This window comes from Acidovorax sp. FW305-C-20-28, from assembly GCF_058783375.1.
The window spans coordinates 53,434-65,519 of sequence record NZ_JBYSYM010000020.1 but is presented as its reverse complement, the minus strand read 5'-3'; the positions used below and the strand labels follow the sequence as shown (position 1 = coordinate 65,519).

The following is a 12,086-nucleotide window of genomic DNA, read 5'->3' as shown; positions in this document are numbered from 1 at the left end:
AACGCCCATGAATCGCCCCCCACTCAGCTCACGGTATGGTCATCTACGAAACCCTCCAGCATTGCATCCAGCCCGTTATCTTCCGCACCAAGGTTGAAGAAACTCCTATCTCCGTATGGGGAACCGGGTTCATGCTTGGTACGCGAAGGAGAGTATTTTTTGTCACGGCGAGGCACGTGATAGGGAACTCGGATCCAGACAACATTTGCGTGCTCAGCCCCTCAGGACGCTTCGTACCACTTAAGGACTCATACACGTTTGACGCCACCATCCGTGCGGACGATTGGACCGACTTGGCGATTCATGAAATGCCGCTGGAGCTTGGCATCAAACAAGCGCCAGACACTCGTTTGATTCATCTCGCGCTTGCAGGTGGCGACTGGCAGGCTTGCGCACATACATCGAGCTTCTTCGTTGTGGGCTTTCCCCGGGAACACACCGGGGTCGACTACGACGCCAAAGAGGTATACGGCACTCTTTTGGAATTGAGATGCACTTACGCGGGCCCCGCAGACAGCAACAGTTTCACGCACAGGCTGTTGATTCCAGACACTGCGGGCTTGTCGACGTTCGGTGGCCTGAGCGGCAGTCCCGTTTTGATGCTCAAGCGCACCCCTGGCGAAAAAGACTGCTTTGTCTTTGCAGGCATGGCAATTCAAGGAACGCCTCAAGCGGGCGTGATTCTCTTTGTAGATCGAAAGATCATTGTCAATTTGATCGAATCAAAAAGACGTTTCGAAAAGAGAAGGATGGGGATATTCCAACCCTTCCTTTCGCCCACATTTGACAATGCATAGGTGATTTTCATCTAGGGACTTGAGCACTCCCTTCCGGTGGCATCAAAAAATCCAGGCGTACCGCTCTGGGTGCATAGTCGGACCTGCGCCTCGACACGTCCCGCTTCGGCGCAATCCCCACCCCTCTTTACAATTTTTCGCAAACGCGAGTCATTCGCATTACAATTACCACCCTCTCGCAAGCCAAGTGTCCCGCCCTCAGGATGCCCGCCAGCGCCCGCCCGCCGCTCCTGTTGTGTTGTAGTCCCGGACCCTTTCCATGCACTCTTTGCCTTCCCGCGCCGCGCTGCGTTCGCGCGCGCCTGCTGTTGCTGCTGATTCTTCTTCCCGCACACCGGCCCGCACCGCCGGCCTGTTCGCCCTGACGCCGCTGGCCCTGTGCCTGGCGCAATCGGCCTTTGCCCAGGCGGCCGACGCCCCGGCCAACACCACCACCGCCCCCCAGCTCCAAGAGGTGCGCATCAACGCCAGCACCGAAAAAGACATGGGCTTTGCCCCGGTCGAAGCGCAGACGGCCGGCAAGGCGCCCATGCGGCGGCTCGAAACCCCGCAGTCCGTCAGCGTGGTGACGCGCGAGCAGATGGAGTCGCGCCAGATCACCAATGTGCAGCAGGCGCTGCAGACGGTGGCGGGGGTGAGCCCCGTGAACTTTGGGCGCCGGGGGTTTGATGACCTGAACATCCGCGGCTTCCGCTCGACCGAATCCATCCTGGTCGATGGCCTGGTGCAGAGCCCCGGCATGTGGGCCAAGCTGCAGCCCTATGGGTACGAGCGCTTCGAGGTGCTCAAGGGCTCGGCCTCGGTGCTCTATGGCCAGGTGCAGCCGGGCGGCATCGTCAACGCGGTGAGCAAGCGCCCGCGCAAGGAGCCTTTGAACGAGGTGGGTGTCGAGGTGGGCAGCTTTGGCCAGCGCACGCTGCAGGCCGATGTGAACCGACCGCTGTCCGAGTCGGGCAAGACGGCGCTGCGCATCAACGCGCAGGTGACGGATGCCGACGACCCGACGCAGTTCGTCTACCGCAAGGACCGCTGGTTCGCGCCGTCCCTGTCCATCGACCTGGGTGCGCAGACCGACCTGGTGCTGTTTGCCACCTACAGCCGCAGCGAGTGGATGCGCCAGCAGGGCATCACGCCCTATGGCACGCTGCTGCCCAACCGCAACGGCACGCTGCCCCGCACCCTGTTCACGGGCGAACCGGCGTTTGGCGTGTACGACGTGGAGAGCACCACCATCGGCTATGCGCTGGAGCACCAGGTATCGCCCGCCATGACCTTCCGCCAGAACGTGCGCTACGAGACCGAGAAGGGCACGGGCAATTTTGTCTCCAACCAGGCGCTGCAGGCCAACCAGCGGCTGCAGAACCGCAGTGCCTCGCGCCAGTACATGGACTACGACCTGCTGGCCACCGATACCTCGCTGCTCACGCGCTTCGAGGCGCTGGGCATGAAGCACCAACTGGTGACGGGCCTCGATGTGCGCAGCGGCCACAGCCTGCTGGCCAGCCGCAGCTGCTCCATTGCCGCGCTGGACCTGTTTGCGCCGGCCTATGGCGTGCAGGCCAACTGCCCCGCGGCGCTGACCAGCGATGCGCCCGGCAAGCTCACCGTGGGCGCGCTGTACGCGCAGGACCAGATCAAGTTCGGCCAGGGCTGGACGGCGCTGGTGGGCCTGCGCCGCGACTGGTCCACCAACGACACGGACAACCGCATCACCCGCGTGCAGACGCGCCAGAAGGACAGCGCCACCACGCTGTCGGCCGGCCTGGTGTACGAGTTCCAGCCCGGCTGGGCGGCGTACAGCAGCTATGGCGAGTCCTTCCTGCCCACCACGGGCCTGGCCTTCAACGGCACGCCCTTTGTGCCCGAGACCGGCAAGCAATGGGAAGCCGGCCTGAAGTACGAGGCACCGGGCGGCCAGCTCACGGGTGCCCTGGCCATCTTCGACCTGGTGCGCGAGAACGTGACCACGGCCGACCCGGTGAACACCGGCTTCAGCGTGCAGACCGGCCAGCAGCGTGCGCGCGGCCTGGAGGTGGAGCTGGGCGCCGACCTGAAGAACGGCATCAAGCTGACCAGCGCCTACACCTACACGCAGACCAAGGTCACGCGCGACAACAACGCCGCCATCGTGGGCCTGCCGCTCAACCTCACGCCGCGCCACACGCTCACGGCCTGGGCCACCTACAAGCTGCCGCAGTACCAGCGCGTGACGCTGGGCCTGGGCGGGCGCTATGTGAGCGAGCAGGTCGGCTCGTACCCGTTCACCCTGCCCTCGTACGTGGTGGCCGATGCCTCCATCAGCTACGCGGGCCCGAACTACCGCCTCACGGCCGGGGTGAAGAACCTGTTCAACAAGGCGTACTACGACGGCGCGATCAACGCCAACGTGGTCTCGCCCGCGCTGCCGCGCAACTTCAGCCTGGGGCTGACGTACTTCTTCTGAAGCCGTTCACCCCACAACGCCAGCCCCACCGCCAGCCACCATGCCCACCAGCCAGCGCACCCTGAACCGCCTGTTCGTCCTGCACTCGTGGGCGGGCATCGTCACGGGCCTGTTGATGTTCATCGTGTGCTTCTCGGGCGCGGTGGTGGTGTTCAAGAACGAGATCGATCTGTGGGCCAACCCCTCGCTGGCCGGCCTGCCGCGCAGCGAGCCGCCCGCGCCGCTCGATACGGTGCTGGCGCAGTTGCAGGCCCGCTACCCGGGCGCCACGGTGGAGACCATTGCCCTGCCCGACGAGGTGAACCCCAACTACTTCGCCCATGTGCGCGAGCGCGGCGCGCCCGCCAGCCAGCGCACCAAGGTGGCCCTGCGCGCCGACACGGGCGCCGTGGTGGGCCCGGTGGACAGCCAGCTCGGCCAGTACCTGCGCATGCTGCATGTGTTTCTGTTCTTCGGGCCGCGCTGGATCGTGGGCTTTCTCGGTGCGGCCATGCTGGTGCTGATTGGCACGGGCATCGTCATCCACCGCAAGATCATTGCCGAGCTGTTCACCCAGCGCTGGGGCCGCAGCTTTCGCGTGGTGATGTCGGACCTGCACAAGTCCGCCGGCATCTGGGGCCTGGGCTTTCACATCCTGATCGCGGCCACGGGCGCCTGGCTGGGGCTGGCGCCTCTGTTCGAGCAGGGCACCAGGTACGTGCTGGCGGGCGCGCCTGCGGCCAGTGCGGTGCGCAAGCCGCCGGCGGCGGAGCCTGCGCCCATGCAGTCGCTCGACGCCCTGTACCGCAGCGCGCAGCAGGCCGTGCCGGGGCTGCAGGCGCGTTACGTGTCGCTGCGCCGCTGGGGCACCACGGCTGCCGAGGCCAGCTTCACCGGCGCCCTGGCCGGCCACCTGGCCAGCACGGCGCGCGTGGACATGAACGCCGCCACGGGCGATGCCAAGAAAACGCTGGACCCGCGCACGGCGGGCTTCTGGTCGCTGGTCAACGGGCTCATGGAGCCGCTGCACTTTGGCGACTTCGGCGGGCTGGCGCTGAAGTGGCTGTACTTCATCCTGGGCATGACGCCGGCGTTTCTGTCGATCTCGGGCACGCTGATCTGGCTGGACTCGCGCCAGCAGCGGCGGCGCGAGGCGCAGCAGCAACAGCAGGCGGGCGTGCAGGGCGGACTGCGGGCATGACCAAGCCGGCCGCCGCTCCCGCCCCCTCGTTCGTGGTGCGCTGCTTTCTCGCGCTGCACGCCACCGTGCCCGCCGCCATGCTGGTGGCCGTGCTCGTGCACCTGTGGCCCCCGGCCGGCCTGGCGCCGCTGGCGCAGCGGCCGGTGTGGGCCGTGTGGACGCTGATTGGCACCTGGCTCATCACCTCGCTGCTGGCAGCCTGGGCGCTGCGCCACATCGCGCTGTGGCGCGTGTCGCTGGGTGCGGCCGGTGTGCTGCTGGCGCTGGCGGGTGCTGCGGGCCTGGTGCTGGGCGCGCCGCTGCAGTGGCCCATGCTGGCCAGCCTGGTGGCGCTGGGCGCCATGCTGGCGGGGCTGGCCGCCTTCATCGGCCCGGCGCGGGTGCAGGCCCCGCGCAAGGCAGTGGGCGGCCCCGGTGCACATGCGCCGCGCCGCGCGCTGCGCTGGCGGCGGCCACGCAGCCCCTCCACGCAGGCCCTGTCGTTCTGGCTCGCGGCGCTGCTGGCGGCAGAGTCCTTGCGCATCGCCCTGGCGGCCGGCGAGCCCGCGCGCGGGGCCGGCATGCTGGGCCTGCTCACGGCCTTCTTCCTGGTGCTGCCCGCCGCCACGCTGCAGGCCTGGTGGCCGCGCGCCGCCGCCGTGCTGGCGGCCCTGGCCGCTGCGGCGCTGGCGTGGCTGGCATGGCGATCGGGCATGGCCGTGTGGGGCATTGCCGCGGCCCTGTGCCTGGCCATGGGCATCGCCGTGCTGCGGCGCCTGCACCGGCAACGGCGGCAACAGCGACACAACGCAGCGCCCGTACCCGGCGCACAGCAGCCGGTGGAGAGCACGGCATGACGGACACCCTGGCCCTGGCCAGCGCGGCCGCCGCCTGCCTGCTGGCCCTGGTGCACTGGGCCCAGGCCACGTCCACGCGCGCCTGGGGCGACGCCCTCGCGGGCCCACAGCCGCAGCGCAAGGCCTGGGGCCTGGCACTGGGCACACTGGCCCTGCAGACGGCCGCCGCCACGGTGGCTGCCGGCCCGGCCGCAGGTATCGCCATACCGCTCGCCTCGTGGATGGTGCTGGGCTGGGGCCTGGTGCTGGCCATGAACCTGTGGCCAGAGGGCAGCCTGCGCTGGGCGCGGCGCCTTGGCATCGCAGGCTGTGCGGGCTGCACGCTGGCACTGCTGGTGCACGCACTGGCGTAGTCTTTCGGCGGGTGGCGCTGCACAATCGCGCCCATGGACCTGCTGCTCGACGCCCCCTGGATTCACACGCTGCGCTTTCTCATCGAGGTGGCGGCGACGATTGCCTTCGCGCTGTCGGGCATCATCGCCGCGGCGCGCAAGCGCATGGACGTGGTGGGCGTGTGCGTGGTGGCCTTTGTGGCGGCATTCGGCGGCGGCACGCTGCGCGATCTGCTGCTGGACCAGCGGCCGTTTTTCTGGATACGCCACACCGGCTTCATCTGGGGCCTGCTGGCGCTGTGCGTGTGCGCCATGCTGTTCATGCGCCAGCGCCATTTCAAGCCGACGGAGCGCGCCATGCTGCTGCCCGACGCCATCGGCCTGGGCCTGTTCGCCGCCGTGGGCATCGACACCGCCACCGCCGTGGGCATGCCGCCCATCATCGCCGTGATGATGGGCGTGACCACCGGCGTCTTCGGCGGCGTGCTGCGCGACGTGCTGTGCAACGAGGTGCCCCAGGCCTTCAGCGACCACCGGCCGTACGCCCTGTGCGCCTTTGCCGGCGGCTGGATCGACGTGGCTTTGCGCCAGATGGACACGCCCCCCTGGACCCCGCTGCTGGCCTGCGTGCTGGCCACCGCCGGGCTGCGCGGGCTGGCGCTTTGGCGCAATTGGGAGTTGCCGGCCTGGCGGGTGTGAGGCGGGAGGCACCATGGACGAAGAACTTCTCCAAAAAATTGACGCGGCTCTCGCAGAAATTCGCCCCATGGCTGCGCAGGCTTTCGCACCGGCGGTGAGCATCGAGCGCCAACTGCTGTGGTGCCGAAACTTCGTTCTGGGCGTTCCGCGCGAGGACCCGCCAGGCCCTCTGTCCATGGGCCTGATCGCTGTGCGCGAGTTCGACATGTACGGGGACCGACCAGAGCTCGCCGCTCTGGTCAACGAGGTGCAGCGCCTGGTGCAGGCAAGGATCGGGCTCCGCTGAGGGGCACGGCCACCGCGGGAAAGTGGCACCAGGGAATAGGGCTGCAAGGTCAGCGGACCCCTGGTTCGGGCCCTGCGCGGCCGCTGCTACGATGAGAGCAACCAGCCGGGAGCAGGCATAGCAATGAGCGATTTCATCGTCGTCAGAGAAGGAACGTGGTTGTACGACGGCCATGTCCCAACGGGTGTGCGCATCGTCAGTTGCTCGATCCGCTATGGCTCCGGCGATTGCCAGGATCCGCCAGAGGTGCGGGAAGACCAGGCGGTGCCCGGATTTGATGTGCAGTGGGCTTCACCAACGAAGCCGCACGACTACGGCAACTACGCTTCTGCAATATTCCCAACGCTTTCCGATGCCGTGGTACACGCCGAGCGGGCCGTGTGGGCTGCAGCAACGCTGAATTGGGCGGACATCTGAACGTCCGGGATGGGCCCCGATCTGCCTTTGCACAGGCCAACCCCAGTGACCGCCTTGCACCGGTCGCTGCCGGTGGTGTCGGCCCACTGAGTTCACGGCCGGGGCTGCGTGGGCTGGCGCTTTGGCGCAATTGGGAGTTGCCGGCTTGGCGGGTGTGAGGCGGGGGCTGCGTGGGTATTGCGGCGCTGCGGGTCAGCCGTCCACGGGCGGCCAGGAGCAACCGGTGGCATCAGCCGATCACAATGGTTTGCCTGCAAATACCTGCTGCACGTCTGCGGGCGTCAAACTCTTGATGCGAAAGTGCTGGCTCATTGCTGTATTCGAATCTCACATCACGTTGATCAATTGCCTCGATGGGTGAGAAGTGACCTTCGCCGTCCGCCGCATCAAAGAATGAGATGACTTGCTTGCCATCTGCAAGTGATTTCGCAATGTCGCAAATACCTTGGGCAGAACAAAGGGGAATGCCATGCAATTTAGCCCGCTCGTAGTAACCGAGTTCTGCATCCTTGATTGCAGGGTCTGCATCTGAGTGGAACGAGACTGGCAAACCCAACTCATTCAGTGCGACAGCAAGCGCAATCGTGAATGTCCCGACCTCCGTGTCGTGCCCGCAAAGCTGGATAAGCGACTGCGGTTCAACGACCAAGTTGGCGTGATGACAAACCAACCAGACGGAAGCGACTCCGCAATTTCCGTCAAGTGACTCGATTGACTCAGGGATACGTCCTGGATGCATGATGGTGTTGAAAAATTCTGCGCACGCGGCGACCGACTGGCAGGCCCAACCCGCCGACTGCGATGGTACTTACCGCGATGACAACGTAGGCCTGACTTTCGCTTCAGTGGCTGCATGGGGCGCAGATCGGGAGGGCAGCCCCTGGACGCAAAGCTGTTACCGCGCGAGATAACCTGAGTGGCCGCTGCGCGGCTCACTGCACCCACAGCACCTCAAACAGCTGCCGGCTGGGCGCCCCCTGTATCGACACCTCATCCCCCTCGCACTTGCCCAGCAGGGCCCGGCCCAACGGGGCCTCGGTGCTGATGACCTGCACAGTCTGCGCACCGCTGACCAGCTTCATGCTGCCCCCAGCCGGGCCGAGAAAGATCTGCTGCTGTTGCTGCTGCTCGTCGTTGGAATCGACCAGGCAGACCAGCGCGCCGAGCTGTATGCCCAGGCTGGCGTCATAGGGCAGTGGGCGCCATTGGCGCCAATGGGCCATCGCCTGGCGGATGGCTTCGGCGCGCCGGGCCTGGCCGGTGGTGGTCCACTGAAACCGAGAAATCGGCTGTGCGCCGGGGTGGCAGCGGGTGCAGCGCAAGGCGCGGGCTGCAGCCAAGGCTGGCCGCCTTGGCAAAGCCCGCAACGCCGCGATGTGCCTGCTGCCACCCCGGCCCGCAGGGTGAGGGCCTGGCAGGGCCGCACTCGTCGTTGCCGTGCTCGCCGGGTGTACAACCCGGCTGCGCCCGGCGCCTAGATTGCGGCCCTGCCAGACCCTCACGCACAGCCGATTTCTCGGTTTCAGTGGACCGGGTAGGCGGCTTCGAGCCCCAAGGTGTCGTACTTGTTTTCGGCGATGTTCTCTTCGTGGGTGGCCGTTTCATGGGCCACGCGCACGGCCTCTTCGGCTTGCAGCAGGTCTTGGGCGAGCTGTTCCAGCACCTGCTGTTGCAGCAAGGATTTATCGATCATGAAAGGCGAGTATCTGGAACCATCGGGACTGGTTGGGATTGGGGGCAGAGGGCTGGAGGTAAGCCGCAGTCAGCACGGAAACTGCGGCGCGTCCCCGGGCTTGCCGGCCTCGACCCAGGCCAGCTTCTGCGTCAGAAAGTCCAAGGCAGTGTCGAGCTGCGCGCGCTGCTGCTGCAGTCTGTCGATCTGCTTGCGCAGGACCTGCGCCGTGCGCGCCGCCGACGTCGCTCCGTTGCGGTACTCCCGATTGAGCGCCGCGATCTCGCTCAGCGAGTAGCCCAGCGATTTCTGCAGCTGGACCATGCGCACCGCCGTCACATCGTCTGCCGAGAAGACCTGGTAGGGATTGCTGCCGCCGAGTGTGCTGCGCCGTGGCTTCAACAGCCCCTTGCCAACGTAGAAGCGGACTGTCTCGGTCGACAGCCCCACCACGCCCGCGAATTCCGAAATCAACATGCGAGAACCCTTGACCCTGTAGTGCACTGCGTACTTATAACAGGCGATCTGTCATCACCTGGAGTTTTTGCATGCAACACCCCCCCCTTGGTCGCCTCGCCACTACCCACCTCGGTCTGGAGGGCCCCACGGTCGGGGCGCAAGGCCTTGGCTGCATGGGCATGAGCGAGTTCTATGGCGACACCGATGTCGCCGAGGCCCGCGCCACGCTGGAACGTGCCCTGGACCTGGGCGTCACGCTGTTCGACACGGCGGACATGTACGGGCTGGGCGACAACGAGCGCTTTCTCGGCCCCTTCGTTCGGGCGCACCGCAGCCAGGTCGTGCTGGCCACCAAGTTCGGCTACACCCGCTCGCCCCAGGCGCCCGACGACTGGAGCCTGAGCAACCGCCCTGAATACATCCGCCGCGCCGTGGACCAGTCGCTCGCGCGCCTGGGCATCGACGCCATCGACCTGTACTACATGCACCGGCGCACGCCAGAGGTGCCGATCGAAGACTCGGTAGGTGCCATGGCTGAGCTGGTGAAGGCCGGCAAGGTGCGCGCGCTGGGCCTTTGCGAAGTGGGTGCCCAGGAGCTTCGCGCGGCCCATGCCATCCACCCCATCGCGGCACTGCAGTCCGAATGGTCGGTGTTCAGCCGGCAGATCGAACAGAGCGTCGCGCCGCTGGCGGCCTCGCTGGGCATTGGCATTGTGCCTTTCGCGCCGCTGGGCCGTGGGCTGCTGACCGGCGCGGGCTTCGCGGGCGGTCTCGCCGCGGACGATTCCCGGAGGCATTTTCCGCGCTTCTCGCCAGAGAACCAGGCGGCCAACGAGCGGCTGGTGGCGGCCCTGGATGCGCTCGCCTCGCGCCGCGGCATCTCCAGTGCGCAGCTTGCGCTGGCATGGTTGTATGCCCGTGCCCGGCAACTGGGGGTGAGTCTGGTGCCCATTCCGGGCACTCGCCGGCGCAGCCGGCTGGCGGAGAACGTGGCGGCGGCCGCCATTGCGCTGGACGCGCAGGAGCTGGCGGCTCTGGAACCGCTGGCCCAGGCGGTCCAGGGCGCTGCGATCTGAGCCTGTGGGCGGTCAGCGGCAGCCAGACGCGGCGAGCTCGAGCAGCCCCTCGGCCCGGCTGACCGGCGGCTGGTAATCCAGTTCGCGGCGCGCCTTGCCGATGTTCAGCGTCACCTCGACGGCAGATGTCGCCAGCGCCTGCCGCGTCACCGGCGGGTGCCAGCGCCCGCCGGTCAACGCCGACAGGCGCTCGCCGATGAAGGCCGCCGAGCGCACCAGCCATCCGGCCACCTGCCTGCCGGGAGCCTGTCGCCCCTGGGTTTCGAGCAGGGCGCTGATGAAGCTGCGGAACTCCACGGTGTCGTCGTCGGCGATGAAGTAGCAGGCGCCCGGAGCTCCTGCGGCCAGGGCGCGCTCGATGCCATGCACCAGGTTGCCGATGTGCGTCGTCGATGTGCGGTAGCGCCCTCCGTCGATCCAGGCGAACTGGCCGGCATCGACTGCCTGCAGCAGCTGCGGCAGCGCCGTGGTGTCGTCCCGACCCCAGATGAACCGAGGACGGACGATGACGACCGCCAGGCCTGTTCCAGCCGCAGTCAGCGCCGCCTGCTCTGCACGGGCCTTGGAGGCAGAGTAGCCACCGATGGGGCGCGCCGGCAGGGGGTGGCTTTCATCGGCGTTCACCAGCGGCCGGCCATCGAGCAGCACAGACTCCGTGCTCAAGTGCACGGCACGGCGCACGCCTGCGCGTGACGCGGCCTCGAACACCTGCCGGGTGCCATCGACGTTCGTGCGCTTCTGCGCGGCCGATGCAGGGCCATGGCCGGTGTCCGCCGCAGCGTGGACCAGCGCATCGCACCCCGCCATGCCCGCACCCAGTTGCGGGCAGAACAGGTCGCCCAGGAACGGCGTTGCACCCAGGGCCTGCACCACCTGGCGGGCCTGCGCACTGCGCACGAGCGCGACGACCTCGACGCCCTGGGCCACGAAATGGCGGATCAGATTGCGGCCGACATAGCCGCTGCCGCCGGTCAGAAAGAGTCGGCGGGGCAGCCCCTCCAGGAAGAAAGCTGGCGGTACAGCCGGCAGGGACGGGGAATGGGTAGAAGTCATGGGACAGCGTTGGGAAGCAACAGCGAAAAGGGTGGACGGTCCGGACGTGACGGGGCGAGGCCGTCGACCTTTTCTGCGGTCGACCGAGGCACACAACGGAAAGAACGATGGAAAAACGGATGCGTCAGCGACGCCGTCTTGGCTGGGATGCGGGTGCTGATGCCGGTGAAGCAGAGGGCGGCACCGCCAGCGCTTCGATATCGCGCAGCAGCCGATCGCGCTCGGGCTTCGCGAAGGTGTGGAAGTCGAGGCTTTCGAGCAGCTTCAAGCCTTCGAGCGCCAGATAGGCCAGCAACGCGGCGCCCGGGCGCGTGGCGTCCGCCTGGAGTGCCTGGATCACGGCGGACTGGTTGGCCTGCATCGACTGGCGCAGCCCGGCGTCCTGCGCCAGCGCGGCGCACAGGCTCAGCGCCACGGCGCGCTGCTCGGGCGCCAGGGGGTCGGCCGCCGCGGCAATGCGCCCGCGCAGCACGCGGGCGTCAACGTCGCCAAGGCGCTCGGCCGCCTGTGCATTGAAGGCGCTGTCGCGCGCCAGGGCCCGGCGAACGATGGCCTCGATCAGCGCCTGCTTGGTCTTGTGGTCATAGAGCACGCTGGCCTTGCTCACGCCGGCTTCCGCGGCCACCAGCTCCAGGGTCAGCTTGGCAGCGCCATCGCGGGCCACCACCCGCTCCGCAGCATCCAGCAACTGGTCTCGATCAATGACACGTGTGCGCCCCATGGAAGTTCCATATTTATTTCCGACCGGTTGGATATTAATTTCAAAGAGCAGGCGCGTCAACCTGCGGCCAGGTCGGCCTGCGCTGCAAAGCGATCCTGCAGGCAGGTCAGGACCT

The 12,086-nt window shown here is 67.1% G+C and carries 14 protein-coding genes and 1 pseudogene; 9 read left to right on the top strand and 6 right to left on the bottom strand.

The annotated features are described in order from the left end of the window. The first annotated feature begins 35 nt into the window (after positions 1 to 35). The 8 genes from AC3WOH_RS21800 to AC3WOH_RS21765 all read left to right on the top strand — a co-directional run bounded on the left by AC3WOH_RS21800 (position 36) and on the right by AC3WOH_RS21765 (position 6,990). Entirely contained in the window at positions 36 to 797 is a 762-nt protein-coding gene (locus AC3WOH_RS21800) for a S1 family peptidase (RefSeq protein ID WP_492231422.1), read from the top strand. Positions 798 to 1,056: 259 nt separating this feature from the next. Continuing rightward, positions 1,057 to 3,240 (top strand): TonB-dependent siderophore receptor, encoded by a 2,184-nt coding sequence (locus AC3WOH_RS21795; RefSeq protein WP_492231421.1) that lies wholly within the window; start codon positions 1,057 to 1,059, stop codon positions 3,238 to 3,240. 40 nt (positions 3,241 to 3,280) lie between these two features. Beyond that, positions 3,281 to 4,420: a PepSY-associated TM helix domain-containing protein gene (locus AC3WOH_RS21790; protein ID WP_492231420.1), complete on the top strand. Its 1,140-nt coding sequence runs from the start codon at positions 3,281 to 3,283 to the stop codon at positions 4,418 to 4,420. Beyond that, positions 4,417 to 5,256, top strand: a complete 840-nt coding sequence (locus AC3WOH_RS21785; protein ID WP_492231419.1) for a hypothetical protein — start codon at positions 4,417 to 4,419, stop codon at positions 5,254 to 5,256. The genes AC3WOH_RS21790 and AC3WOH_RS21785 overlap by 4 nt, the downstream gene beginning before the upstream one ends. Next, the gene (locus tag AC3WOH_RS21780; protein WP_492231418.1) at positions 5,253 to 5,609 is read left to right on the top strand and encodes a hypothetical protein; all 357 of its coding nucleotides are present in this window, start codon (positions 5,253 to 5,255) and stop codon (positions 5,607 to 5,609) included. The genes AC3WOH_RS21785 and AC3WOH_RS21780 overlap by 4 nt, the downstream gene beginning before the upstream one ends. Positions 5,610 to 5,642: 33 nt before the next feature. Continuing rightward, positions 5,643 to 6,287 carry a trimeric intracellular cation channel family protein gene (locus tag AC3WOH_RS21775; RefSeq protein ID WP_492231417.1) on the top strand — a complete coding sequence of 215 codons (645 nt, stop codon included), beginning with the start codon at positions 5,643 to 5,645 and terminating at the stop codon, positions 6,285 to 6,287. A gap of 13 nt (positions 6,288 to 6,300) precedes the next feature. After that, a complete protein-coding gene (locus AC3WOH_RS21770) occupies positions 6,301 to 6,573 on the top strand; it encodes a hypothetical protein (RefSeq protein ID WP_492231416.1) in 273 nt (90 codons plus the stop codon). 123 nt (positions 6,574 to 6,696) lie between these two features. Further along, on the top strand, positions 6,697 to 6,990 hold the full coding sequence (locus AC3WOH_RS21765) for a hypothetical protein (protein ID WP_492231415.1): 294 nt from the start codon (positions 6,697 to 6,699) through the stop codon (positions 6,988 to 6,990). 229 nt (positions 6,991 to 7,219) lie between these two features. On the opposite strand, the gene AC3WOH_RS21760 is transcribed toward AC3WOH_RS21765, so the two are convergent. The 4 genes and pseudogenes from AC3WOH_RS21760 to AC3WOH_RS21745 form a co-directional block, all read right to left on the bottom strand. Continuing rightward, positions 7,220 to 7,729 carry a hypothetical protein gene (locus AC3WOH_RS21760; RefSeq protein ID WP_492231414.1) on the bottom strand — a complete coding sequence of 170 codons (510 nt, stop codon included), beginning with the start codon at positions 7,727 to 7,729 and terminating at the stop codon, positions 7,220 to 7,222. A 193-nt stretch (positions 7,730 to 7,922) separates the two neighbouring features. Further along, positions 7,923 to 8,312: a GreA/GreB family elongation factor gene (locus AC3WOH_RS21755; protein WP_492231494.1), complete on the bottom strand. Its 390-nt coding sequence runs from the start codon at positions 8,310 to 8,312 to the stop codon at positions 7,923 to 7,925. A gap of 212 nt (positions 8,313 to 8,524) precedes the next feature. After that, positions 8,525 to 8,680: pseudogene (locus AC3WOH_RS21750) on the bottom strand (transcription elongation factor GreAB); the annotation flags it as partial. 72 nt (positions 8,681 to 8,752) lie between these two features. Then, positions 8,753 to 9,139 (bottom strand): MerR family transcriptional regulator, encoded by a 387-nt coding sequence (locus AC3WOH_RS21745; RefSeq protein WP_492231413.1) that lies wholly within the window; start codon positions 9,137 to 9,139, stop codon positions 8,753 to 8,755. 71 nt (positions 9,140 to 9,210) lie between these two features. Here AC3WOH_RS21745 and AC3WOH_RS21740 point away from each other — a divergent pair, with 71 nt between their 5' ends. Continuing rightward, positions 9,211 to 10,197: an aldo/keto reductase gene (locus AC3WOH_RS21740; protein ID WP_492231412.1), complete on the top strand. Its 987-nt coding sequence runs from the start codon at positions 9,211 to 9,213 to the stop codon at positions 10,195 to 10,197. Positions 10,198 to 10,209: 12 nt separating this feature from the next. On the opposite strand, the gene AC3WOH_RS21735 is transcribed toward AC3WOH_RS21740, so the two are convergent. Together AC3WOH_RS21735 and AC3WOH_RS21730 are read right to left on the bottom strand one after the other, a co-directional pair. Beyond that, positions 10,210 to 11,250 carry an NAD-dependent epimerase/dehydratase family protein gene (locus AC3WOH_RS21735; protein WP_492231411.1) on the bottom strand — a complete coding sequence of 347 codons (1,041 nt, stop codon included), beginning with the start codon at positions 11,248 to 11,250 and terminating at the stop codon, positions 10,210 to 10,212. A gap of 124 nt (positions 11,251 to 11,374) precedes the next feature. Continuing rightward, complete coding sequence (locus tag AC3WOH_RS21730; protein ID WP_492231410.1) at positions 11,375 to 11,971, bottom strand: TetR family transcriptional regulator; 597 nt, start codon at positions 11,969 to 11,971, stop codon at positions 11,375 to 11,377. Between the last annotated feature and the right edge of the window lie 115 nt (positions 11,972 to 12,086).

What these genes read in the sequence shown, in the direction of transcription:
- AC3WOH_RS21780 (WP_492231418.1), top strand. Translation starts at nt 5,253, where the DNA reads ATGACGGACACCCTGGCCCTGGCCAGCGCGGCCGCCGCCTGCCTGCTG.
- AC3WOH_RS21730 (WP_492231410.1), bottom strand. Translation starts at nt 11,971, where the DNA reads ATGGGGCGCACACGTGTCATTGATCGAGACCAGTTGCTGGATGCTGCG.
- AC3WOH_RS21760 (WP_492231414.1), bottom strand. Translation starts at nt 7,729, where the DNA reads ATGCATCCAGGACGTATCCCTGAGTCAATCGAGTCACTTGACGGAAAT.
- AC3WOH_RS21790 (WP_492231420.1), top strand. Translation starts at nt 3,281, where the DNA reads ATGCCCACCAGCCAGCGCACCCTGAACCGCCTGTTCGTCCTGCACTCG.
- AC3WOH_RS21785 (WP_492231419.1), top strand. Translation starts at nt 4,417, where the DNA reads ATGACCAAGCCGGCCGCCGCTCCCGCCCCCTCGTTCGTGGTGCGCTGC.
- AC3WOH_RS21770 (WP_492231416.1), top strand. Translation starts at nt 6,301, where the DNA reads ATGGACGAAGAACTTCTCCAAAAAATTGACGCGGCTCTCGCAGAAATT.
- AC3WOH_RS21795 (WP_492231421.1), top strand. Translation starts at nt 1,057, where the DNA reads ATGCACTCTTTGCCTTCCCGCGCCGCGCTGCGTTCGCGCGCGCCTGCT.
- AC3WOH_RS21800 (WP_492231422.1), top strand. Translation starts at nt 36, where the DNA reads ATGGTCATCTACGAAACCCTCCAGCATTGCATCCAGCCCGTTATCTTC.
- AC3WOH_RS21740 (WP_492231412.1), top strand. Translation starts at nt 9,211, where the DNA reads ATGCAACACCCCCCCCTTGGTCGCCTCGCCACTACCCACCTCGGTCTG.
- AC3WOH_RS21775 (WP_492231417.1), top strand. Translation starts at nt 5,643, where the DNA reads ATGGACCTGCTGCTCGACGCCCCCTGGATTCACACGCTGCGCTTTCTC.
- AC3WOH_RS21765 (WP_492231415.1), top strand. Translation starts at nt 6,697, where the DNA reads ATGAGCGATTTCATCGTCGTCAGAGAAGGAACGTGGTTGTACGACGGC.
- AC3WOH_RS21745 (WP_492231413.1), bottom strand. Translation starts at nt 9,139, where the DNA reads ATGTTGATTTCGGAATTCGCGGGCGTGGTGGGGCTGTCGACCGAGACA.
- AC3WOH_RS21735 (WP_492231411.1), bottom strand. Translation starts at nt 11,250, where the DNA reads ATGACTTCTACCCATTCCCCGTCCCTGCCGGCTGTACCGCCAGCTTTC.